The organism is Streptomyces sp. NPDC088350 (assembly GCF_044753545.1).
Lineage (GTDB): Bacteria > Actinomycetota > Actinomycetes > Streptomycetales > Streptomycetaceae > Streptomyces.
Genome location: NZ_JBIVNL010000003.1, coordinates 299,214 through 321,117 on the forward strand (window position 1 = coordinate 299,214; position 21,904 = coordinate 321,117).

A 21,904-nucleotide genomic window follows, 5' to 3' on the forward strand; every position below is an offset into this window, starting at 1 on the left:
TGGGGAACCGATCCGATTCGGTGCCCAGGTCGAGGAAGGTGGATCATGAGGGTTGCTCGTCGCCGGAGATCAGTCTCATCGGCACACTTCGACTTCCGCGGAGGCGCCTCGGGCCAATCGCCCGGAACGCCGCCGACGGCGGGTTTGGGCGCGCTTCCCCGTCCCGTTGCCGTGGTGGTGGGCGCCGGTGGTGTGCTCGGAGCGGCGCACATCGGTGCCGGGTACGCGCTGGAGCGCCGCGGATTCGTCCCGGACATGATCGTCGGAACCTCGGTGGGTGCCCTCAACGGCGCCATCGCGGCCGCACACCCCGACAGGGCCGCGCCGTGGCTGGACCACGTGTGGACCCGGCTGCGGCGCCGTGACGTGTATCCGCTCGGCTACCTGTCCGCACGGACCAGTGTCTTCACCGACCGTGGCCTGCGTCGACTGATCGCGCGGGCTGAACTGCCCCCGCGGATCGAGCAGTTGGCGGTCCCGTTCACCGCGGTGGCCATGGATCTGGTCACCGGCGCTCCGGTGCTGCTCGATCGGGGAGACCGCGCATCCGCGCTGCTGGCCGACGCGGCCATTCCGGGGATGCTGCCCCCGGTGGATCGTGCGGGCCGGACACTCGTCGACGGCGGAGTGATCGCCTACGTCCCGGTGCTGGCGGCCCGGCAGGCCGGGGCGGCCGGCGTGGTCGTGGTGGCGACCGGTCCGGAGAGCTCACCGCCCCCTCCCACAGTTCCACGCCGACGTGCCGACGCGATCGCCGCCAGGGCCGGGCTGCTGCTGTTGCACCATCAGATCGAGCGCGACCTGCGTGAGGTGTCCCGGCACATCCCGACCGTCGTGCTGCCGACCGGCATCGAGGACTGGCCCGCCCCGTGGGACTTCGGCCATGCCGCACGGCTGATCGACACCGCGTGCCGCACAGCGGGGCGCTTTCTGGACGAACTGCGCGTCAACGGGCCGGGGTTGTACCGGGTCGACGACTCTTCGGCGACCTGCGCAAGCCCGGACACGACATCGACTACTTCCACAGCGGGGGTCGGCCTGTGAGCACCATCGCGTTCCTCGGCATCGGTATGCACGGGCACATCAACCCGACGCTGCCGGTCGTGGCCGAGCTTGTCCGACGCGGCCACGCCGTCAGTTACCACACCTCGCCGGCGTTCCGTAAGGAGATCGAGGCGACCGGCGCGACGGTGTACCTGTACCCCGGCGGCGACCAGCCCCTCCCCGATCCGCCGACTCCGGTCTCGTGGTTGGAGTCACTGGCGAGCACCGCCGTCCGCCTGCTGCCCGCCGTGCTCACCGACCTGCGGCGCGACCGGCCCGACCTGATCGTCCACGACAGCGCCTGCCTGTGGGGCGCGGTGGCCGCCCGCGAACTCGGGGTGCCGGCGGCCTCCTCGTTCACCACGTTCGCCCTGAACCGGCATGTCCCCAGCCCCACCCGTGGCTCCTGGGACCTGCTGACCACGGCGAAGGCTCAGCCCTGCAGCGTCCGGGGGTACCTGCGGTCCCGCTGGGAACTGCACCGCCGCTTCGACGCGCGCGGGCTGCCCCTGCTCGACCTGGCGAACATCCGCCAGCCGCTCAATCTGGTCTACACCTCACGGGCGTTCCAGCCCGCCGTCGAGGACTTCGACCAGTCCTATCGGTTCGTCGGCCCCAGCATCGGCGCCCGTCCGGCCGACCCGTCGTTCCCGGCCGACCGACTGCGGGACCCGGTGCTGTTCGCCTCCCTGGGCACGGTGTTCAACGCCGACCCGCAGTTGCTGCGCTCCTTGGCCAGCGCACTCGCTCCGCTGGGCGGGACCGTGATCGTCTCCACCGGACAGACCGATCCCGAGTCGCTGGGTCCGCTGCCGGCCAACGTGTTCGCGCGCCGCTTCGTGCCACAGCCGGAGGTGCTGGCCCGCGCGGCGTTGTTCGTCACCCATGGCGGGATGAACAGCGTCAACGAGGCCCTGTACGCCGGGGTTCCGCTGCTGGTGGTCCCACAGGGCGCCGATCAGCCGATGGTGGCCCGGCGCGTCGTCGAACTCGGCGCGGGCCTGTCGATCCGAACCCAGGACGTCACCAGGGACTCGGTGCGCGTCCTCGCCCGGCAGCTGCTCCACGACCCCCGGTTCCGGACAGCGGCGGGCACCCTGCGGGAGGCCCAGCGCGAGGCGGGGGGATATCGGCGCGCCGCCGACGAACTGGAGCGGTACCCGCACCCGACCGGCGCGGCCGGTCAGTCGTCACCGTCGGTCCGGCACGGCGAGGCCGAGTGATGTCATCCACCGTCGTCGTCCTGCTGCTGTTCGCCGGAGTGTCGGAGGCCGCCGGGCGCATCCTGCCGCTGGTCGCGGGCCGGCCCGGTATGTCGCGGACTTTCGTGGCCGGTCTGCTGCTGCCCGCCGGCCTCGTCGAGGGCGTCGTGTTCGCGCTGTGGCCACTGACCGCCCGGACCGTGGCCGACCTGGTGCTGTCCTCGCCACCGCCGGGCACCGGCCTGGTATGGACACCGAGCCTGGTCGTCCCGCTGCTTCTCGCCGCCGTCCTCGCCTTCCCGTTGCTCGGGCCCCTGCTCCACTTCCTGCTCTTCGTGGGGGTCGGGGCCGGCCTGGTCGGCCCGCTCGCCACGGCCGGCGGGCTGGGCTGGTGGAGCGCCGCCGGTTGTGTCGCCGCCGCGGGGACCGGCCTCGGTCTCGCCGTGGAGGCCGTTCGGCGTCTCGTCGTGAGGTTCAGCGCGACCGGAGTGCGGGAGTCGATCGCATGAACGACTTCCTGCTCTGGGCCTGCGTGATCGGACCTGTCCTGCTTGCCGAGGCCCTGCTGGCCCGCTACGAGATCCTTGCCTACGGCGCCGGTTGGCGGGCCCCTGTCGACGAGCTCCCGGAAGGCGTTCCCTACGCACGGGGTGCGGCCCCCGACACTCCCCCGGATGCCTACCTGGTGTACCTCGACGGCATCGGCAAACGCCGCGTCCGTGACAGCCGCGACGGCGGCCAACTGGTCCAGGCCCTGATCGCCGGGGCACCGGAGCTACGGGTGCTGGGACAGGTGCAGCCCTACTCACCACTGGCCGACCCGCTCGCCGACCGGCCGGTGTGGGCGTGGCTGCGCCGCCGCTTCGGGCTGCTGCTGTTCCTGCACAACGTCGTGCAGACCTTCGTCGCCGCCGACCACCGCTACCGCCCCCTGTACAACCAGGCCGTCGGCTCCCAGATCGCCGCTCAGCTCCGGCACGCCGGCTACCAGCCCGACAGCGGTATCCCCGTGGTGCTGCTCAGCTACAGCGGCGGCGCCCAGGTCGCCACCGGCGCGGTCGACGAACTGCACACCCAGCTGCGCTGCCCGCTGCTGCTGATCACGCTCGGCGGTTTCCACAACGGCGCCAACGACCTCACCCATGCCGAGCACTTGTATCGGCTCACCAGCGCGAACGACCGGATCGAGCAGATCGGTACGTGGATCTTCCCCCAGCGCTGGCGGCTGTTCCGTCGTAGCGGATGGAACCGGGCCCTTCGCGCGGGGAAGATCACCGTGCACCGGCTCGACCCGGCCACCCACTTCGGGCCGCTCAGCTACATCAGCCCCACGGCTGAACTCCCCGACGGCCGCAGCCACCTCGACCGCACCACCGACACGGTGATCGCGGTGATCCGCGCCCGCCGCGGCGCGACCGCGGGACTGGGCGACCCGTTGCCATGAGGGTCCGTGCTTGAAGCTCACCTCCACCTCCTGCTCGGGGAGTAGACAGCAGCGGGGGTGGACGACAGCGGGGTCAGGTGCTGGTCTTCGCCTGGAGAGCGGCAGCACGGTCGACGTCGAGTTGGGCGACCAAGCCGCGTAGAGCAGGCCCGTACTCCGGGTGGGCGAGCGCGAACGCCATCTGGGCGACCACGTAGTCGGCCGGGTTGCCGGTGTCGTACCAGCGGCCCTGGATGACCTGCCCGTACACCGCGCGGGTGGAGGCGTAGGCGTTGATGGCGTCGGTCAGGTAGACCTCGCCGGTCCTGTGCTCGTACCAGCGGCGGGTCTGCTCACGCAGTTCGTCGACGATGCCGGGGGTGACGACGTAGCCGCCGATGGCCGCGTAGGACGACGGTGCGGCGGCGGGCTCGGGCTTCTCGACCAGGCCGGTGATGCGCAGTTGGCCCTCCCCGAGGTCTTCTTTGACGATGGGCACCCCGTAGCGCTGCGACTGGACGGGGTCCATCGGCATCAGGGCCAGCACCGGGCAGCCGGTCTGCTCATACGCGCGGATCAACTGCTGCGCACGGGGGATCTCGGCCACGAAGACGTCGTCGGGCCACAGCACGAGCACCGGCTCGTCGCCGAAGGCACGGGCGGCGTTCAGTACGGGGGTGCCGTTGCCGTAGGGGCCGTACTGGTCGAGGTAGGTGAGGTGGCCCCGGCGGGCCAACTCCGCGACCTCCTCCACCGCGTCTGCGTAGGCCGTCCTGCCATCCGCGCGGAGCTGTTCGACGAGGGCGGGATTGGGGCGGAAGTGCTCCTGGATCAGGGACTTGCCGCCCGATACGACGACGGTGATGTCGGTGATGCCCGAGTCCACCAGCTCGCGGACGGTGTGCTCGATGACCGGCTTGTCGCCGACCGGCAGCATCTCCTTCGGTGTCGCCTTCGTCAGCGGGAGCAGCCGGGAGCCGAGCCCTGCGGCGGGAATCACGGCCCTGCGAATCGTCGGGGACATCACGTCTCTCTCCGGTCGAATGTCATGTGTCGCATCGGCAGGCACGGCGTGCCGACGCTACCAACGCCCGCCGCCGAACCCCGCACGGCGCCGGGACAGGCACCTACGCCGGAGGTTCCCTGCACATCTGTCACTGACGCAGTCGTGCTCGCAGTGATGACCGAGCAAGTGCCGTGTCTGTGACTGTGCGGGCCTGCTGACGGCGTCCTCGACGGCCGCCGTCAACAGCGTCTCGCCACAGCAACAGGGCATGGCGTCGGCAGCGGTGGACATGGCCCGTCAACTGGGAACGGTGCTCGGTCCCGGCGTCCTCATCGCCCATACCGCCCATACCGCCCATGAAGAGAGCCGTCCCGGCCACATGCCCCAGCGGCCGCTCAGAGGTGGTCGTCCAGGACCTTCCGGACCTCGCCGATGCTCATGGGCCCCGTGCCGTACGCCACCACCTCTCCCTCCTTCAGCAGGACGTAGGACGGGGCCCCGGTGATCCCGTATCGCTCGGTTGCGGCCGGACAACGCGTGATGTCGGCGCGGACGGCCGTCAGGCGGCCCGTGTAGTCGTCGGCGATGCCACCCACGACGAGGTCCATCACGCGGCAGGGCTCGATCGCCTTGGGCCATGTCCCGGTGAAGTATGCGAGGACCGGAACTCCGCTCATCCCGAGGATGAAATTGAACTCCGCGTCCTCACGGGGTCGGTGAACCGGTTTCGCCATGGAAGCTCCTGACCTCACGTTCCGTCATTCCATCCCCATCATCCCTCGCACGGTGTGCCGGGACGGATCGGTCGGTCACGGTCGAGCGCCACGTCTCAGGTCTCGGGGACCCATTCCGTGGGAGGGGGCATGCGACTGTAGTGGGGTCCCCTGGGGCCGTAGTGGGCGAGGAGGTGGTTCCGGCCGTCCGCCCAGCTCTGGGCCGGCTCGCGGGTCCACGGGTTCTGGAGGGTGCGCGGGGCGGGCGGGTCGTGGTCGTAGCCGTTGAGGCCGCGGACGAGACCTTCGCCGTAGACACCCTTGACCCGGAAGTTTCTCCAGGTCGTCCGCGCGCACGACCATGGGCGGGATCCACAGCAGGGCGCCCACCGGGAAGTGCTTCGTGCCGCGCTGGATGTCCAGACCGCTCTCGCCGCGCGCGGTTTCCCGCGCCACGTTGGCCACCAGGCACCGGCCCAGCAGTCCGTCCGGCGTCTCTTCTTCGGTGGGTTCCGTGTCTGCCACACCAGAATCTTCACGCACCGGACGGGACGCGAACCAGCTTTTATCAGCTGAGCCGACCGGAGCACACCCGCTCGCGGACGCGGTCGTGGACGGTCGACGTACGCGTCAGCCGACCCGAAGACCGACCGCCAGCGTCAGTTCAAGGACCCGGTGTGGCGATGCGAGATCCGGGAACAGCTCCCGCAGCTGCGTCATCCGGTACCGGACCGTCTGGGGATGGACGAACAACGCCGCCGCCACCTCGTCCCGCCTGCCCTGGTGCAGCAGCCACTCCCGCAGCGTCTCCTCCAGTCGCCGTGCGGTCGCGACAGGCAAGGTCCGCAACGGTGCGAGGGCTCGGGCACGCAGATCTGCGAACGCGTCCATGTCGGCGCTCAGCACCAGCTCGGGCAGGTGGTCCTCGGTGTCGCGGATATCAGAGGAGAGAGAACGCGCGCGTACGGCTCGTGCGTACGAGGCGGACGCACGAGTCCATGGCCGGGCCGGGCCGACCACGGCGGTGCGGTCGGTCAGCTGCCGCAGGAGATGTGCTCGGTCGGCATCGGGGACGAGCAGCACACCGGTGGCGTCCGGCAGATCGTCGAGGACGAGGGTGCCCGGGTCGAGCGCGCGGTAGGCGGGCCGGGCCTGGGCGGCGGGCAGCAGGACCGCGGTCAGGGAAACCGGAGGCTGCCACCCGGCCCGTTGAACGGAGGCCAGCAGCAGGTCCGGGCTCGCGCCGGCGAGGAGGTCGCGGGCCAGGTGTTCCAGGTGGCGCTCTTGGTCCCTGCCCCGGGCGGCCAGTTCGTCGGCGTGGCCCGCGGCGCTCGCGGCGGAGAGCTCGTCGATGTAGGCGAAGGTCAGCTCGGCGAACTTGGCGACCTCGGCGGCGGGCAGACCCGCGGGTACGGCACCCGCTGCCAGGCATCGCCAGGCCACGCGGGCGCCGACACGGTAGGCGCTGAGCAGGGCGTCCATCGAACGGCCGTCGCGCACCTCGCCCCGACCCAGGTCGTAGGCCGCGTCACCGCCGTCGCCGCCCGTGGCGTTGCCGCTCGCGAGGTCCAGGTAGTGCCCCAGTGCGGTGCGGACGGCCCGGCGGATGGTGCCGCCCATGGGGCCCGAAAGGGCGTTGGCGTAGGAAGGCACCTCGTCGATGATCGCCTGGACGACCTCGTCGGCGGTGCTCTTCAGCGCGGCCCGGATTGCTGTGACCGTCGTCTCGTCCAGGGTCAGTTCGCCGGCCCTCTGGATTGCATGGCTCACTTTTTTGTTCCCTACGAACAATTCAGCCGATCAGATTCACGCTCTACGGTCAGGACTTTACGCCTTCTGGCCCAGCAAGCTGGAGTCATGACGAGTACAGCCCTCCGCAGCAGGGCGTGGAAACTGCTGGAGATGGTCACGACGCCGCTGCTGCCGTCGGACTATCTCGACCTGGTCAGCCCGCTGCGTGCGGGCGCCGACCTGCGGGGGCGCATCGAGGCCGTGCACCCCGAGACGGGTGACGCCGCGACCGTCGTGATCAGACCGGGACGGGGGTGGCGCGGCCACACGGCAGGTCAGTACGTGCGGATCGGGGTCGACGTCGACGGCGTGCGCCTGTGGCGTGCCTACTCCCTCACCTCGCCGACAGACCGTCAGGACGGCCGCGTCACGATCACCGTGAAGGCGATCCCGGACGGCAAGGTCAGCAATCACCTGGTCCGCAGGGCGAAACCGGGCACGCTGATCCAGCTCGACCAGCCGACCGGTGACTTCGTGCTGCCGCGGGCCAAGCCCGGCAAGGTGCTCTATCTGACGGCCGGCAGCGGCATCACGCCCGTGATGGGCATGCTGCGCGACACCGAGTTCGACGACGTCGTCATGGTCCACTGCGCGCCACGGCCGCAGGACGTGATCTTCCGCGACGAACTGCACGGCCTGGTCGCGGACAAGAGGCTACGGCTCACCGAGGTGCACACCGAGACGGACGGCAAGCTCGACATCGCCCGTCTCGACGCGCTCGTGCCCGACTGGGCCGAGCGCGAGACCTGGGCCTGCGGGCCCGCGGGCCTGCTCGACGCCGCCGAGGAGCACTGGACCGGGCACGGCGTACCGGAGCGCCTGCACACCGAACGCTTCCGCCCCGGCGTCGTCGTCGCCGGCGAAGGCGGCGAGGTCACGTTCAGCGCCACCGGCAGGACCGTCGACGCGGACGGCGCCACGCCGCTGCTGGACGTCGGCGAGGAGGCCGGCGTGCTCATGCCCTCCGGGTGCCGCATGGGCATCTGCTTCGGCTGCGTCACACCGCTCAAGGCGGGCGCCGTCCGCGACCTGCGCACCGGCGAGATCACCGAGGCCGAGCCGGGCGTCCTCATCCAGACCTGCGTGTCCGCCGCGGCGGGCCCCTGCGACATCGAACGGTAGGAGCACCTTGACCGCCACCGACCCCACCGCCCACCTGACCGCGGAGCAGATCGAGGAGCTCGGCCGCGAGCTGGACGCGATCCGCGACGAGGTGATCGCGAGCCGCGGCGAGAAGGACGCCGCCTACATCCGCAAGGTCATCTCGGCGCAGCGCAAGCTCGAACTGGCCAGCCGGGGCGTGCTGCTGTTCTCGCTCTTCCCGCCCGCGTGGCTGCTCGGCACCGCCGGTCTGTCCGTGGCGAAGATCATGGACAACATGGAGATCGGCCACAACATCCTGCACGGCCAGTGGGACTGGATGCGGGACCCGAAGATCCACTCCACCACCTGGGAGTGGGACCACGTCTCGCCGTCCGAGCAGTGGAAGCACTCCCACAACGAACTGCACCACACGTACACCAACGTGATCGGCAAGGACAACGACCTCGGCTACGGCATCATGCGCGTCGACGAGGACCAGCGGTGGCACCCGTTCCACCTCGGCCAGCCGCTGTGGAACTTCCTCAACGCCTGTTTCTTCGAGTACGGCATCGCCGCGTACGACCTGGAACTGGGCAAGAACCTGCAGAAGCGCCGCCGCAAGAACCCGGAGTTCCGCGCGCGGGCCAGGGCCGTGGGCCGCAAGATCCGCAAGCAGGTGCTCAAGGACTACGTGATCCACCCGCTGCTGTCGGGCCCGTCGTTCCTCCCCACGCTCGCCGCCACGTTCACCGCGAACCTGGTCCGCAACATCTGGACCCACTCGGTGATCATGTGCGGGCACTTCCCCGAGGGCGTGCAGGTCTTCGAGCGCCGGTCGATCAACGGCGAGACGCGCGGCCAGTGGTACCTGCGCCAGATGATGGGCTCGGCGAACATCAGCGGCAGCAGGGCCATGCACTTCATGACCGGCAACCTCTCCCACCAGATCGAGCACCACCTGTTCCCGGACCTGCCGAGCAACCGGTACGCCGAGGTCGCGGTGAAGGTGCGCGCACTGTTCGAGAAGTACGAGCTGGAGTACGTCACCGGGCCGCTGCCCAAGCAGGTGTTCTCCGCGTGGCACAAGGTCTTCCGGCTCTCGCTGCCGAACAAGAAGCCCAAGGCCAAGACGCCGGACCGCGAGCAGGAGCTCGTCGCGGCCTGACACACACAGCCCGCGGCGAGGTGTTGTAGTGCGCCGGCCTGCCGTGGTCGGGCCGGTAGTCGGGTGTGCGTACGCGCACTCGGTCTACCGACGGGCGGGCTGGGCGGAAGCCATGGGCCGTGCCGTGGACACTGCCGGAACCGATGCTCGCCGCCCCCGTGTCCGACCCCGCGCTGGTGCCGGTGTGGGCGGGTAAGCCGAAGGCATCGAACGCTTGCACCCACGGGTGCAGCACGATCACCCCTGCCTGACCGCCAGGCACGAAAGCCTCGCCCGACCGCCCCGGCCCCGCTCGCGCAAGACCCCCGTGTCCGTACGGCTGGACACCCTGGAATCGACCGGGGTGGGCTGGTGTGCGGGAGGGCGCGAGGACCAGCACTCCGACGGCTCGACCACCCTGCGGCGATGCCCCGATGGGTGGCCTCGTCCGGGGCGAGAACTACCGCACGGCTCTCGGTGTCACCGCCCTCGCGCCCGAAATCCTGTGCCGGTCCCCGTGTACGGGTGTACAGGTACCGCAAGTGGAGCGGGCAGTGCGGCCGCAGCCTGCGCGCCGCCCTGCGCTGTGGCAAGGACCAGGTTCATGGCTCTGAGGCGCAGATCATCCTGTCGCACAGCAGGGGCGCTGAAGCGCAGGTCCTCCGTCGGTGAGGAAGGTCGGCAGAAGTCGGCAAGCGGACTGCCGCAGCAGCCCAGGCTCAGGGGCGGAAATCCACCCGCTCCCTCGTCAGGCAGGCTCGTTGGCGCACCTCCGCGGGTCAGCGCACCCTCCCCCGCGGCTTCAACGCCACCGGAGGCAGTTCGGGAGCCGGCAGCGGCGCCCCCTCGTACCCCTTCACCTCGCCGAATCGCGACCCGGTCATCCAGTCCTCACGAGCCTGTGCGATCTCTTCCTGGGACCGTCCGATCCAGTTCCAGAACATGATCAGCTCCTCCTCGAACGGCTCGCCTCCCAGCAGCATCAGGCCCGCGTCCGACGCGGCGCGCAGCGGGAGTTCGGTGCGGCCGCAGCCGAGGTAGAGCATCGAGCCGGGGAGGACCGGGACGCCGTCGACGTGGGCCTCGCCGGACATGGCGAGGACGGCGTACTCGAAGTCGGGTTCCAGCGGCAGGCGTACGTCCGCGCCGGCGGCGAGGGCCAGGTCCGCGCCGACGATCGGGGTGTACGTCGTACCGGGCGAGGTCGTGCCGTCGACGTCGCCGAGGACGATCGTGGCGCGCAGGCCCGGCGCCGTGACGACCGGCAGTTCGGCGTGGTGCTCGAAGTGCGGGTCGACGTGGCGGTGGCTGTCGGGGAGGGCGACCCAGAGCTGCGCGCCGTGCAGGAAGCGGGCGTGCGTGCCGGGGCTCTGTTCGGCGTGGCTGATCGCGCGGCCCGAGGTCATGAGGCCGAGTTCGCGGGGGCGGATCGTCGCGACGCTGCCGGTCGAGTCGCGGTGCAGGACCTCGCCCTCGTGCAGCCAGCTCACCGTCTGCAGGCCCATGTGGGGGTGCGGGGGCACCTGCATGCCGGGCTCGTCTGCGATGTCGTCGGGGCCGTAGTGATCCACGAAGCACCAGGCGCCGACCATGCGGCGGCCCAGGTTGGGCAGCAGGCGGCGGACTTCGGTGGACTCGCCGAGCTGGACCCGGCGCGGGCTGAGGAGTTCGCGGACGGGCTCCGCCACCACGAAACCGCGGCCGCCGCACAGGGCCGGAACCGCTTCGCGATCAAGATTGCTCATGGCGACAACCTAGTCCCGTCGAGGCCGTTCCGTCAGTCCGTCAACCCCTCGCCGGGGCCGTCTCCCCCGCCGTTCTCCTGCCACCCGACCGTCAAAAAATAGTAGCCATGGACATAGTAGCCATGTACCGTATCGGTCATGAGTACGGCATCCGAGGGCGCTACGCCCGGTTTCCTGGTCTGGCGACTGTCGACGAAGTGGCGCACGGCGGTCGACCGCGCGGTGGCACCCCTGGGGTTGACCCATGCGCAGTACTCCCTGGTGGCGTCGCTGTACGGCATGCGGCGTTCCGGGCTGCGTCCCAGCCAGCGGCACCTCGCCGACCACACCGGACTCGAAGCCCTCTATGTGTCGAAGCTGGCCCGCGCGCTGGAGTCCGCCGGCCTCGTCGAGCGCACCCGGGACCCCCGTGACCCGCGCGCGGTCCAGCTGGCCCTCACCGAGGAGGGCCGTGACGTGACCCGGCGGGCGATCACGGTCGTCCACGGACTTCTGGAGCAGTTGCTGGAGCCGCTCGGCGGCCTCGGCAGCGCGCGGACCAAGGAGTTCACCCGGGATCTCGCGACCCTGCTCGACACACCCCTCGACCATGCGAGTGAGCACGAGAAGGAGCAGTCATGACCACCACCGCCCCCCGACTCGACCCCCGCGTCATCGGCCTCGCGCACTACGCCGGACGCGCGGTCCTGGAAAGTGTCCTGACCCGGCACGGTCTCGACTTCCAGCAGCAGATCACCCTCAGGCTCGTCGCCGTCGCCGGCGGGCCCGTCGAGCGCGACAGGCTCGTCGAGGAGGTCGTCACCTCCCTGAAGGCCGACGAGGCCACCGTGCGCGGCGTCGTGGAGCAGCTGCTCGCGGCCGGGCTGGTCGAAGCCGACGGGGCCGGGATCCGGCTGACGGACGCCGGCCGCGAGAAGTTCGACCGGGTCAGCAGCGAGACCGGTGTCCACACCGCCCGGGTCTACGCCGACATCCCGGCGCAGGACCTGGAGACCGCCGGCCGGGTACTGACCCTCATCACCGAGCGGGCCAACGCCGCGCTGGCCGCCGTGGCGGAGTAGCGAATATCAGTAGTGGAATATTCAACCAACAGGGTCCGTTGTGGGGGTCGAAGGAGGTCAAGTGGACATGACGTACTACGACCACGGAACACCGGCGGAGCGTTGGGAGCGCGCGCGGTTGTTCTTCGACGCCAAGGACTACGCCGCGGCGGCGCGGGTGTTGGGCGGGCTGGTCGAGGAGGTGCCCGAGCAGACCGGACCGCGCCTGCTGCTGGCGCGCGCCTACTACCACTCGGCCCAACTGCGGCGCGCCGAGGCCGAGTTGCGTGTCCTCGTGGAGCGTGACCCGGTGGAGCACTACGCCCGGCTGATGCTCGGCCGCACGCTGGAGCGGCAGGGGCGGCACGAGGAGGCCGGTTCGCATCTGCGGATCGCCTCGGCACTCGCGGGTGACTTCGAGCAGGTCTGAGACACCGCAGGGAGAAGGAGAAGGGGCCCGGTTCCGTCATGGAACCGGGCCCCTTCGTGTACGTGGCTACTTCGCGTACGTTCGACCGCCCCGGCGATGGGCCACCTCTCCCAGCACCACGTCCACGGCGATGAACGCGGCCAGCGGGATGCCCAACAGCGGGACGAAATAGCCGAGTACGGCGATCACCGCCAGGCACGGGACGAGGACCAGCGGGGGTACCTGTGCCCAGGCGCCGCGCGGGACCGGGCGGCCGAAGGAGGAGCCCCGGCCGCGCTGCCACCACATGCGGTAGCCCCACACGATGAGCAGGATGAGGGAGAGGGCGAGCAGCATCAGGGCTATCTGGTTGACGAGGCCGAAGAGGACGCCGGTGTGCAGGTCGATGCCCCAGCGGGTCAGTTTGGCGAGCAACGGGTAGTCGGCGAAGCGGAGTTCGTCGGTGACCTTGCCGGTGGCGGGGTCGACGGCGACCGCGTCCTGCTTCTCGGGCCAGCTGCGCTGGACCTGTTTGACGACGTACGCCGAGTCCGCGTCGGCGGGCGGGACGATCTCGACGGGGTTGCCCAGCCCCTCGGCGCGCGCGGCGGCGAGGATCTTGTCGAGGCCCACGCCGTGTTCGGCGTCGCCGGTCGCGGTGGAGCCGCCGTGACCCGCGTGCTCACCGCTCGCCGCGGCGGACACCGAGGGGGTCGACTGGCCCAGCGAGGTGCGGAGTTCGTCGATGTTGGCGCCGGCGTACGTCGACCAGGTCAGTCCGGTCGCCGAGAGGAAGATGAACCCGGCGGCGGCCCAGACACCCACCGTGCCGTGCAGGCCGAGGGTGCGGCGCCGTCCGCTCGTGCCCCGCACCTTGCGCAGGGCGCGGCGCCGGGAGAACCACAGGACCAGGCCACCGCCCGCGACGACCCACAGCCAGCTCGCGGCGAACTCGCTGTACAGGCGGCCGTTCTCACCGAGGTGGAGATCGCGGTGGAGTTCGTCGATCCAGGTGCGCAGCGGGAGCGCGCCGGTCGCGCCGTACTGTTCGAGCGCGCCGCGGACCTTCCCGGTGTACGGGTCGACGAACACGGCGAGGGTGTGGCCGGCGGCGACGCCCTTGACGCCGGAGAGCATGACACGGGTGGTGGCGCCGGCCTCCGGGGCGGGGCGGACGGCGGAGACGGTGCCCTCGGGGTGCGCCGTGCGGGCGGCGGTCACCTGCTGCGAGATCGGCAGTTCACGGTCGCCGACGGGGACGGTCAACTCATGGGCGTACACGATCCGTTCGGCCTGGAAGGCACCGGCGTACAGGAAGCCGGTGACGGCGGCGACAAGCAGGAACGGGGCGACGAGCACTCCGGCGTAGAAGTGCAGGCGCAGGACCAGGGGGCGCAGCGGGGCCCAGCGGCCGGGGGACGGTGCCGGGGCGGGCTCCTGCGGGACCTCGGCCGGGGCGGTCGAGGGAGCGGTGGACATCGGCGGGCTTCTCCGGGAGGCAGGGGACGAGGGGACGGCGCGGGGCGAGGAAGCGGGCGGGTGGGGTGTCGTAGCCGTAGTGGTCCAGTAGTCGGCGCGTGATGGCACCGAGTTCCCGGGGGTTCGAGTGGCGTGCGTCACTCCTGGTCGTGCCGGAGACCATGGCATCCTGGCGCGATGGCACTTCTCAGTGATCGCGCACCCCTGGCCGAGCGTGTCGAGGAACTCCTCGCCGCCGGCGGTCCGTTGCCCATCGTCTCGGCCGGTGACCCGGTGCTGCGGCGCGGAACCGAGCCGTTCGAGGGCCAGTTGGAGCCCGCGCTGCTGGCGCGGTTCGTCGAGGCGCTGCGCGTGACCATGCACGCGGCGCCGGGCGTGGGCGTCGCGGCCCCGCAGGTCGGGGTGGAGCTGCGGATCGCGGTGATCGAGGACCCGGCACCGGTGCCGGACGAGGTGCGGGTGGTGCGCGGGCGGGTGCCGCAGCCGTTCCGGGTGCTGGTCAATCCGTCGTACGAGCCCGTGGGCGACGGTCGGGCCGCGTTCTTCGAGGGGTGCCTGAGCGTGCCGGGATGGCAGGCCGTGGTGGCGCGGTACGCCTCGGTGCGGCTGACCGGGCAGGACGAGCACGGGCGGGCGGTGGACGAGGTGTTCACCGGGTGGCCCGCGCGGATCGTGCAGCACGAGACGGACCACCTCGACGGGCTGCTCTACCTGGACCGGGCCGAACTGCGCTCGCTGTCGTCCAACGAGGCGATGGCGGAGCGCTGGGCGCAGCCGACGCCGGAGGAGGCGTCGGCCGCGCTCGGCTTCGAGCTGCCGTAGGGAATCGGCTTCCAACTGACCTGTGTACTCAGGGGTGTTCAGCCCCGGTAGGCCTCCAGCAGGCGGAGCCAGACCTCGCTGATCGTGGGGTAGGACGGGACCGCGTGCCACAGGCGGTTGATCGGGACCTGGCCGGCTACGGCGATGGTCGCCGAGTGGATCAGTTCGCCGACACCGGGGCCGACGAAGGTGACGCCGCGCAGGATCTCCTCGTCGAGGTCGACGATCATGCGGGCGCGGCCCCGGTAGCCGTCGGCGTAGAGGCCGGCGCCCGCGACCGAGGAGAACTCGACGTCGACCGCGCGGACGCGGTGGCCGGCCTGTTCCGCCTCGGCGAGGGAGAGGCCGACGGCCGCCGCCTCCGGGTCGGTGAAGACGACCTGGGGTACGGCGTCGTGGTCGGCGGTGGCCGCGTGGGCGCCCCACGGGTCGGTCTCCAGCAGCGGGACGCCTGCGGCGCGGGCGGCGATCGCGGCGCCCGCGATGCGTGCCTGGTACTTGCCCTGGTGGGTGAGGAGGGCGCGGTGGTTGACGTCGCCGACCGCGTACAGCCAGTCGCTGTCCTGGACGCGCAGGGTGTCGTCCACGGACAGCCAGGAGCCCGGTTCCAGGCCGATGGTGTCGAGGCCGATGTCGTCGGTCTGCGGGGCGCGTCCGGTGGCGAAGAGGATCTCGTCGGCCTCGATGCGGTCGCCGCTGTCGGTGACGGCGACGACGGTGCCGTTCTCGCGGGTCACCGAGGTGACGGACGTGCCGGTGCGCAGGTCGACGCCGGCCTCGCCGAGCGCGTCGGCGACCAGTTCGCCGGCGAAGGGCTCCATGCGGGGCAGCAGGCCCTTGCCCCGGACGAGGAGGGTGACGCGGGAGCCCAACGCCTGCCAGGCGGTGGCCATTTCGACGGCGACGACCCCGCCGCCGACCACGATCAGCCGGCCGGGCGCGGCCTTGGCGCTGGTGGCCTCGCGGCTCGTCCAGGGCTTCACGTCGGCGAGTGCGGGCAGGTCGGGGAGGAGGGCGCGGGTGCCCGTGCACACGGCGACCGCGTGCCGGGCGGTGAGGACGTGCCGTACGCCGTCGGGGCCCGTCACCGTCACCGTGCTGGGGCCGTCGAGGCGGCCCCGGCCCCGGTAGAGGTCGGCGCCGATGCCGTCGAGCCAGCGGACCTGTCCGTCGTCCTTCCAGCCCGAGGTCTCGTAGTCCCGGTGGGCGAGCACCGCGGCGGTGTCGAGAGGGCCCTGGACGAGGTGGCCGAGGCCGGGCACGCGGCGGGCGTCGGCGCGGGCGATGACCGGGCGCAGCAGGGCCTTGCTGGGCATGCACGCCCAGTACGAGCACTCGCCGCCGACCAGTTCGCTCTCCACGACCGCGGTGGAGAGACCGGCCGCACGGGTGCGGTCGGCGACGTTCTCCCCCACGGGCCCGGCCCCGAGCACCACGACGTCGTACGCGATGGATTCCGTTTCCGTCATGGGGCCAGTCTGCTGGGTGGTGTGCGCCGAGGCCACACGGGTAGGGGCGCGGAATACGCGTCCGGACGGCCGTGTTGTGCCAGGCGGCTTCGCCCCCACATCGAGGAAGAGGGAATCACGTCATGAGCAGCACCGTGGAGCTCACCAAGGAGAACTTCGACCAGACGGTCACGGACAACGACTTCGTCCTGATCGACTTCTGGGCGTCCTGGTGCGGGCCGTGCCGTCAGTTCGCCCCGGTCTACGAGAAGGCCGCCGAGGACAACCCCGACCTCGTCTTCGGCAAGATCGACACCGAGGCCCAGCCCGAGCTGGCCCAGGCCTTCGGCATCCAGTCGATCCCCACGCTGATGATCGTCCGTGACCGCGTCGCCGTGTTCGCCCAGCCCGGCGCCCTGCCGGAGGCCGCCCTGACGGACGTCATCGGCCAGGCCCGCAAGCTCGACATGGACGAGGTCCGCAAGTCGGTCGCCGAGCAGCAGGCGCAGGCCGAGCAGAGCGGTCGGTAGGCACCGCCGTTCAGGAAATCCCTAGAACGGGTACGTCGCCACGTCCCCGCGCACCGTCGTCCAGCGCACGTCGGTGAAGGCCTCCAGGTTGGCCTCGCCGCCGAAGCGGGCGCCGGTGCCGGACGCGGCGATCCCGCCGAAGGGCGCGACGGCCTCGTCGTTCACGGTCTGGTCGTTGATGTGGACGATCCCGGTCGGGATGCGCTCCGCCAGGTCCAGGCCGCGGGCGCTGTCACGCGTGACGATGCCGAGCGAGAGTCCGTACGGCCCGGTCGTGGCCAGCGCCGCCGCTTCGTCGGCGGTGGCGAAGGACCGGACCGGCGCCACCGGGCCGAACACCTCCTCCGTGTAGGCGGGGGTGGCGTCGTCCGCGCCCGCGAGGACGGTCGGCCGGTAGAAGAGGTCCTCGTGCGTACCGCCCGCCACGAGCCTCGCGCCACTCGCCGTGCTGGCCTCCACCAGGCCGTGGATCTTGGCGAGTTGGGCGCCGTCGATGATCGGGCCGAGGTGCACCTGGGCGCGGTGCGGGTCGCCGACGGCGAGGGAGTCGGCCTTGGCGGCGAGGCGTTCGACGTACTCCTCGTAGAGCGACTCGTGGACGAGATGCCGTCCGGTCGTCATGCAGATCTGCCCCTGGTGGAAGAACGAACCCCAGGCCGCCGTCGAGATCACCGCGTCCAGGTCGGCGTCCGCCAGCACGATCAGGGCCGAGTTCCCGCCCAACTCCAGGTGCGCGCGCTTGAGATGGCGCCCCGCCGACTCACCGACCGCGCGCCCGGCGGCGGTTGAGCCCGTGAAGGAGATCACGGGCACCTGCGGGTCGGCGACCAGTGCGGCCCCCACCTCCGCGCCGCCGGGCAGGACGTGGAGCAGTTCGTCGGGCAGGCCCGCCTCCGCGAAGACCGCCGCGAGGGCCAGTCCCCCGCAGACCGCCGTGCGCGGGTCCGGCTTGAGGACGACCGCGTTGCCGAGCGCGAGCGCCGGGGCGACCGAGCGGATGGAGAGGATCAGCGGGGCGTTGAACGGCGCGATCACACCGACGACTCCGACCGGGACACGGCGGGTGTACGACAGCCTGGGCGCCTCCGAGGGGAGGACCTGCCCGGCGGGGCGGGAGGCGAGCGCGGCGGCCTCGTAGCACTCCTGTGCGGCGACGTGCAGTTCGAAGTCCGCCTTGCCGGGGATCGAGCCGGACTCCCGCACGATCCACTCGCGCAGTTCCTCGGCGTGCGCGGCGAACAGGTCACCGGCCCTGCGCAGCACACCGGCCCGGACGAAGTGCGGGACGCGTGCCCACTCGGCCTGCGCGGCACGGGCCGCCTGGGCGGCGGGGCGTATGTCCTCGGCGGCGGCGAGCGTGACGGTACCGAGCGTGTCGCCCGTGGCGGGCTCGGTGACCGGGTACTCGGGGCCCGACAGGGGGCGGGACTGCCAGATCTTGGGGTCGAGCAGGGGCATGGCGGCTCTCCGTTCCGTCACCGGCGGGACTCACAGGGGCAGCGGGAGTCCCGTGTAGTTCGCGTGACGGGATGCGGTGATCCGGCGCAGCCGTACGAACCGCGTCCGGTGGTCGAACGCATCCCCGTCTGGTTGAGCGTGCAACATCCTAGTCGCGCCGGGCGGGAAACGCGTCGCCGGCGACGGGCGGGAGACGTAACTCCGGCTACCGGCGCGGGAGTTGCGGAGAGCCGGCGTGATGCCGGTCGTCGAGGGTCCGGGGCAGGACGGGAACGTCGGAACACGGCGAGCGCGAGGCCCATGACTCATCGGCTCATGGACTCAACTCCGCTCCGGGGTCGCGGACTTGGCGGCGATCGGTCCGCGCCGCAGGGTCCGGTCGGCCTCGATCGCGAAGCGGGGCCGATCTCGGCCGGGTCCCTCACGATCCCTTTCCCCTTCCGACGCCGAGCCGATCGGCGGGGCCGCGGTCGCGCCCGGTGTCGACCGTGCCCTGCTCCGCCGTCCCGGCGCGGGGCACAACTCCCCCGGTCCCAGGCCCCGTTCAGCTCGAATCGCGGTGGATCACCGAAGCCGCCAGCAGTTCGTGGGTGCCGGGCAGGACGCCGGGCTCGCGTACCGCGGTGTCGACCAGTTCGGCGAGGTCGCGGCCGGACGGGAGCTGGATGTGGACGGTGCTCAGGCGGGGACGCAGCAAGCGGCCGATCATCAGGTCGTCGGCGCCGATCACGGCTGTGTCCTCGGGGACGCGGATGCCTTCGTCCTGGAGGGCGCGCATCAGCAGCATCGCGTACTCGTCGTTGTACGCGAACACGGCGTCGAGGCCGAGCGCGCGCCAGCGCGCGGCGAGCTCGGCGGCGCTCTCCTCGCTGTAGGCGAGCGGGAGTTCGGTGACCGTGGCGTCCGTGTCGAGCAGGGCGCGGCGCACGCCGTCGAGGCGGGGGCGGGAGAAGGTCTCCAGGCCGGGCTCCTCCGGCACGACCACGCCGATCCGGCGCCGGCCGCGGTCGTGGAGGTGCGTGCCCGCACAGTGGCCGACGCCCTCGTGGTCCATGAGCAGGGCGTGGGCGCCCTCGACCCGCTCGGGGCCGAGGGTGAGGACGGCCCGCGCGCCGGAGCGCTTGAGGACGGCGACGCCCTGCGGGCCGAGTCCGGCGCCGGGTACCAGGACGGCGACCGGGCGGAGTTCGGCCCAGGCGCGGGCGGCCTCGTCCCCCTGTAAGCCCACCGAGCCGTGCTGCACGACCGTGTAGTCGAGGCGGCTGAGCGCCCACTGGAGTTCGTGGATGAACTGGCTGTAGAGCAGTCCCACCGGAATGGTCGGCGCCGGCATCAGCACCATCCGGCTGTGCCCGGCGCGCAGGCTGCGGGCAGCCGCGTGCGGGACGTACCCGAGCTCCTTGGCGGCCTCGTGGACGCGACGCCGCGTGGGCTCGCTGATCCGTACGGCGCTGGTGTTGTTGAGGACGTAGGAGACGGTCGCGCGGGAGACGCCGGCCAGGCGGGCCACATCGGCGCTCGTGGGCACGGAGCGCGGTGCGGGCGACGGGGCTGCGGGCGTTTTCGGTATCTGCACCATGACGTACGGCATCTTGGCAGAAGCCGGGGGCGGTCAGTGCGGCGGGGGAACGGTCGTCACGACGGCACAACATGGTCCGGGATTTTACGAACATGTTCGTCACGAACTTGTTCGGAGCGAACATGTTCGCTACCTTCGAGGCATGACAGCTCGCCCCGACACCCCCCGCAGCCGCCGCGAACGCCCGGCGAAACCCGCCCTGAGCAGGGAGGGAATCGTCGCCGCCGCCGTGGCGGTGCTGCGCGCCGAAGGTCTGCCGAAGGTCACCATGCGGCGCCTGGCCCAGGAACTCGACACCGGTCCGGCCTCGTTGTACGTGTACGTCCGCAACACCGCGGAGCTGCACGCGGCGGTCCTGGACGAGCTGCTCGGCACGATCGGGCCCGCGCCCACCGAGGGCACCTGGCGTGAACGGGTCGAGCGGGTGCTCACCGCGTACACCGCGATGCTCTTCGAGCACCCGAGCCTCGCCCGTTCGGCGATGACGGCCTGGCCCAGCGGCCCGCACTACCTGAACCTGATCGAGACCCTGCTGGCCCTGCTCGACGAGGGCCGCGTCCCGCCCGCACAGGCCGCGTGGGGCGTGGACCTGCTGCTCCAGCAGGCCACCGCGACGGCCGCCGAACACGCGGCCGACGACACCCGGGACGACTGGGACGCCCTGACCCACGCCGTGCGCAACGCCTCCGCCCGGACCCACCCGCACCTCGCCGCGCGCTCCGCCGACCTGCTCTCGGGGGCACCCCTGGCCCGCCTGTCCTGGCGGTTCCAGGCACTGATCACCGGGATCGAGCGGACCGCCGTACCCGAATGACGCCGTTCCCCACCTGCTTCGAGGAGACCACCATGACCACCTCGCACCACCCCATAGCCGTCGTCGGCGGCGGACTCGGCGGGCTCACGCTCGCCCGGGTCCTGCACGTGAACGGCATCGAGGCCGCCGTGTTCGACCTGGACGCCTCCCCCGCCGCCCGCACGCAGGGCGGCATGCTCGACATCCACGACGACTCGGGCCAGTCGGCGCTGCGCGCGGCGGGTCTCTACGAGGAGTTCCGCGCGCTGGTCAACCCGGGTGGCGAGGCCACCCGCGTCCTCGACAAGGCCGGGACGGTCCTGCTGGACGAGCCCGACGACGGTACCTCCGGGCGCCCCGAGGTCGACCGGGGCCGGCTCCGCGACCTGCTGCTCGGTTCCCTGCCCGAGGGCACCGTCCGCTGGGGCGCGAAGGCCACCGGCGCCCGCCCGCTGGACGGCGGCCGGCACGAGGTGACACTCGCGGACGGCACCTCCTTCACCACCGACCTGCTGATCGGCGCGGACGGCGCCTGGTCCAGGGTGCGGACCCTGCTGTCGGACGCGAAGCCCGCGTACACCGGCATCTCGTTCGTCGAGGTGGACCTGCCGGACGCCGATCTGCGGCATCCCGTGAGCGCCGAGGTCGTCGGCGGCGGCATGATGATGGCGCTCGGCGCGGGCAAGGGCTTCCTGGCCCACCGGGAGACCGACGGGAGCCTGCACATCTACGTCGCGCTCGCCGTCCCCGAGCACGAGTTCGCCGGCGTCGACTTCACGGACGCCGAGGCGGCGAAGGCGTACACGCTGGGGCACTTCGCCGACTGGGACAAGAGCCTGCGGGCCCTGCTCGGCGACGCGGACGGGCCGCTGGTCCCGCGACACATCCACGCCCTGCCGATCGGGCACCGCTGGGAACGGGTGCCCGGGGTCACGCTGCTGGGCGACGCGGCCCATCTGATGTCGCCGTTCGCGGGCGTCGGGGCCAACCTGGCGATGCTCGACGGGGCCGAACTGGGCCTGGCGCTGGCCGCGCACCCGGGTGACACCGAGGCCGCGCTGACCGCCTACGAGGAGAAGCTGTTCCCGCGCGGCGAGGAGTCGGCGGCGGACTCGGCGGCGAACGGGGTGCTGATGTTCCGTGACGACGCCCCGCAGGGCATGCTCGACATGTTCGCCGGCCACGCCTGAGGCGG

21 protein-coding genes and 1 pseudogene are annotated in these 21,904 nt (G+C 71.6%); 14 read left to right on the forward strand and 8 right to left on the reverse strand.

Annotated elements, in window-relative coordinates:
* Positions 1 to 174: 174 nt before the first annotated feature.
* The 4 genes from ACIQBL_RS11260 to ACIQBL_RS11275 are packed head-to-tail and all read left to right on the forward strand — an operon-like array spanning position 175 to position 3,690.
* Positions 175 to 1,044 (forward strand): patatin-like phospholipase family protein, encoded by an 870-nt coding sequence (locus tag ACIQBL_RS11260; RefSeq protein WP_401939516.1) that lies wholly within the window; start codon positions 175 to 177, stop codon positions 1,042 to 1,044.
* Positions 1,041 to 2,267 carry a macrolide family glycosyltransferase gene (locus ACIQBL_RS11265; protein WP_401939519.1) on the forward strand — a complete coding sequence of 409 codons (1,227 nt, stop codon included), beginning with the start codon at positions 1,041 to 1,043 and terminating at the stop codon, positions 2,265 to 2,267. Before ACIQBL_RS11260 ends, ACIQBL_RS11265 begins: the two co-directional genes overlap by 4 nt.
* Positions 2,267 to 2,755 (forward strand): hypothetical protein, encoded by a 489-nt coding sequence (locus ACIQBL_RS11270; protein ID WP_401939522.1) that lies wholly within the window; start codon positions 2,267 to 2,269, stop codon positions 2,753 to 2,755. The genes ACIQBL_RS11265 and ACIQBL_RS11270 overlap by 1 nt, the downstream gene beginning before the upstream one ends.
* On the forward strand, positions 2,752 to 3,690 hold the full coding sequence (locus ACIQBL_RS11275) for a hypothetical protein (protein ID WP_401939524.1): 939 nt from the start codon (positions 2,752 to 2,754) through the stop codon (positions 3,688 to 3,690). The genes ACIQBL_RS11270 and ACIQBL_RS11275 overlap by 4 nt, the downstream gene beginning before the upstream one ends.
* Before the next feature lie 73 nt (positions 3,691 to 3,763).
* Here ACIQBL_RS11275 and ACIQBL_RS11280 read toward each other — a convergent pair whose 3' ends face one another.
* The 3 genes from ACIQBL_RS11280 to ACIQBL_RS11290 all read right to left on the reverse strand — a co-directional run bounded on the left by ACIQBL_RS11280 (position 3,764) and on the right by ACIQBL_RS11290 (position 7,158).
* The gene (locus ACIQBL_RS11280) at positions 3,764 to 4,693 is read right to left on the reverse strand and encodes a UTP--glucose-1-phosphate uridylyltransferase (RefSeq protein ID WP_401939527.1); all 930 of its coding nucleotides are present in this window, start codon (positions 4,691 to 4,693) and stop codon (positions 3,764 to 3,766) included.
* Between the two features lie 377 nt (positions 4,694 to 5,070).
* Positions 5,071 to 5,409, reverse strand: a complete 339-nt coding sequence (locus ACIQBL_RS11285; protein ID WP_401939530.1) for a thioredoxin family protein — start codon at positions 5,407 to 5,409, stop codon at positions 5,071 to 5,073.
* Positions 5,410 to 6,018: 609 nt separating this feature from the next.
* On the reverse strand, positions 6,019 to 7,158 hold the full coding sequence (locus ACIQBL_RS11290) for a PucR family transcriptional regulator (protein ID WP_401939533.1): 1,140 nt from the start codon (positions 7,156 to 7,158) through the stop codon (positions 6,019 to 6,021).
* A gap of 87 nt (positions 7,159 to 7,245) precedes the next feature.
* On the opposite strand from ACIQBL_RS11290, the gene ACIQBL_RS11295 reads away from it, so the two are divergent.
* From ACIQBL_RS11295 to ACIQBL_RS11305, 3 genes and pseudogenes are all read left to right on the forward strand, one after another.
* Positions 7,246 to 8,301, forward strand: a complete 1,056-nt coding sequence (locus ACIQBL_RS11295; RefSeq protein ID WP_401939535.1) for a ferredoxin reductase — start codon at positions 7,246 to 7,248, stop codon at positions 8,299 to 8,301.
* Between the two features lie 7 nt (positions 8,302 to 8,308).
* Complete coding sequence (locus ACIQBL_RS11300) at positions 8,309 to 9,427, forward strand: fatty acid desaturase family protein (protein ID WP_401939538.1); 1,119 nt, start codon at positions 8,309 to 8,311, stop codon at positions 9,425 to 9,427.
* A 307-nt stretch (positions 9,428 to 9,734) separates the two neighbouring features.
* Positions 9,735 to 10,078, forward strand: a pseudogene (locus ACIQBL_RS11305) (hypothetical protein); the annotation flags it as partial.
* Positions 10,079 to 10,185: 107 nt separating this feature from the next.
* Here the strand turns inward: ACIQBL_RS11305 and ACIQBL_RS11310 are convergent.
* Entirely contained in the window at positions 10,186 to 11,151 is a 966-nt protein-coding gene (locus ACIQBL_RS11310) for a pirin family protein (protein ID WP_401939540.1), read from the reverse strand.
* Between the two features lie 138 nt (positions 11,152 to 11,289).
* On the opposite strand from ACIQBL_RS11310, the gene ACIQBL_RS11315 reads away from it, so the two are divergent.
* The 3 genes from ACIQBL_RS11315 (at position 11,290) to ACIQBL_RS11325 (ending at position 12,621) form a co-directional block, all read left to right on the forward strand.
* Entirely contained in the window at positions 11,290 to 11,772 is a 483-nt protein-coding gene (locus tag ACIQBL_RS11315; RefSeq protein ID WP_401939542.1) for a MarR family winged helix-turn-helix transcriptional regulator, read from the forward strand.
* Positions 11,769 to 12,212 carry a MarR family transcriptional regulator gene (locus tag ACIQBL_RS11320; RefSeq protein ID WP_401939543.1) on the forward strand — a complete coding sequence of 148 codons (444 nt, stop codon included), beginning with the start codon at positions 11,769 to 11,771 and terminating at the stop codon, positions 12,210 to 12,212. The genes ACIQBL_RS11315 and ACIQBL_RS11320 overlap by 4 nt, the downstream gene beginning before the upstream one ends.
* Before the next feature lie 61 nt (positions 12,213 to 12,273).
* Entirely contained in the window at positions 12,274 to 12,621 is a 348-nt protein-coding gene (locus ACIQBL_RS11325) for a tetratricopeptide repeat protein (RefSeq protein WP_401939545.1), read from the forward strand.
* Between the two features lie 66 nt (positions 12,622 to 12,687).
* On the opposite strand, the gene ACIQBL_RS11330 is transcribed toward ACIQBL_RS11325, so the two are convergent.
* Positions 12,688 to 14,079 carry a PepSY-associated TM helix domain-containing protein gene (locus ACIQBL_RS11330; RefSeq protein WP_401939548.1) on the reverse strand — a complete coding sequence of 464 codons (1,392 nt, stop codon included), beginning with the start codon at positions 14,077 to 14,079 and terminating at the stop codon, positions 12,688 to 12,690.
* Between the two features lie 177 nt (positions 14,080 to 14,256).
* Between ACIQBL_RS11330 and ACIQBL_RS11335 the strand changes: the two genes are divergently transcribed.
* Positions 14,257 to 14,901 (forward strand): peptide deformylase, encoded by a 645-nt coding sequence (locus ACIQBL_RS11335; RefSeq protein WP_401939551.1) that lies wholly within the window; start codon positions 14,257 to 14,259, stop codon positions 14,899 to 14,901.
* Positions 14,902 to 14,939: 38 nt separating this feature from the next.
* On the opposite strand, the gene ACIQBL_RS11340 is transcribed toward ACIQBL_RS11335, so the two are convergent.
* A complete protein-coding gene (locus ACIQBL_RS11340; RefSeq protein ID WP_401939554.1) occupies positions 14,940 to 16,370 on the reverse strand; it encodes a dihydrolipoyl dehydrogenase family protein in 1,431 nt (476 codons plus the stop codon).
* Positions 16,371 to 16,492: 122 nt separating this feature from the next.
* Here ACIQBL_RS11340 and trxA point away from each other — a divergent pair, with 122 nt between their 5' ends.
* Positions 16,493 to 16,879 carry a thioredoxin gene (trxA, locus tag ACIQBL_RS11345; RefSeq protein ID WP_401939557.1) on the forward strand — a complete coding sequence of 129 codons (387 nt, stop codon included), beginning with the start codon at positions 16,493 to 16,495 and terminating at the stop codon, positions 16,877 to 16,879.
* Between the two features lie 21 nt (positions 16,880 to 16,900).
* On the opposite strand, the gene ACIQBL_RS11350 is transcribed toward trxA, so the two are convergent.
* Together ACIQBL_RS11350 and ACIQBL_RS11355 are read right to left on the reverse strand one after the other, a co-directional pair.
* Positions 16,901 to 18,337: an aldehyde dehydrogenase family protein gene (locus ACIQBL_RS11350; RefSeq protein WP_401939560.1), complete on the reverse strand. Its 1,437-nt coding sequence runs from the start codon at positions 18,335 to 18,337 to the stop codon at positions 16,901 to 16,903.
* Positions 18,338 to 18,881: 544 nt separating this feature from the next.
* The gene (locus ACIQBL_RS11355) at positions 18,882 to 19,916 is read right to left on the reverse strand and encodes a LacI family DNA-binding transcriptional regulator (protein WP_401939563.1); all 1,035 of its coding nucleotides are present in this window, start codon (positions 19,914 to 19,916) and stop codon (positions 18,882 to 18,884) included.
* A 142-nt stretch (positions 19,917 to 20,058) separates the two neighbouring features.
* Here ACIQBL_RS11355 and ACIQBL_RS11360 point away from each other — a divergent pair, with 142 nt between their 5' ends.
* Positions 20,059 to 20,730, forward strand: a complete 672-nt coding sequence (locus ACIQBL_RS11360) for a TetR/AcrR family transcriptional regulator (RefSeq protein ID WP_401939565.1) — start codon at positions 20,059 to 20,061, stop codon at positions 20,728 to 20,730.
* Between the two features lie 32 nt (positions 20,731 to 20,762).
* Positions 20,763 to 21,899, forward strand: a complete 1,137-nt coding sequence (locus ACIQBL_RS11365) for an FAD-dependent oxidoreductase (RefSeq protein WP_401939568.1) — start codon at positions 20,763 to 20,765, stop codon at positions 21,897 to 21,899.
* The last annotated feature ends 5 nt before the right edge of the window (positions 21,900 to 21,904 follow it).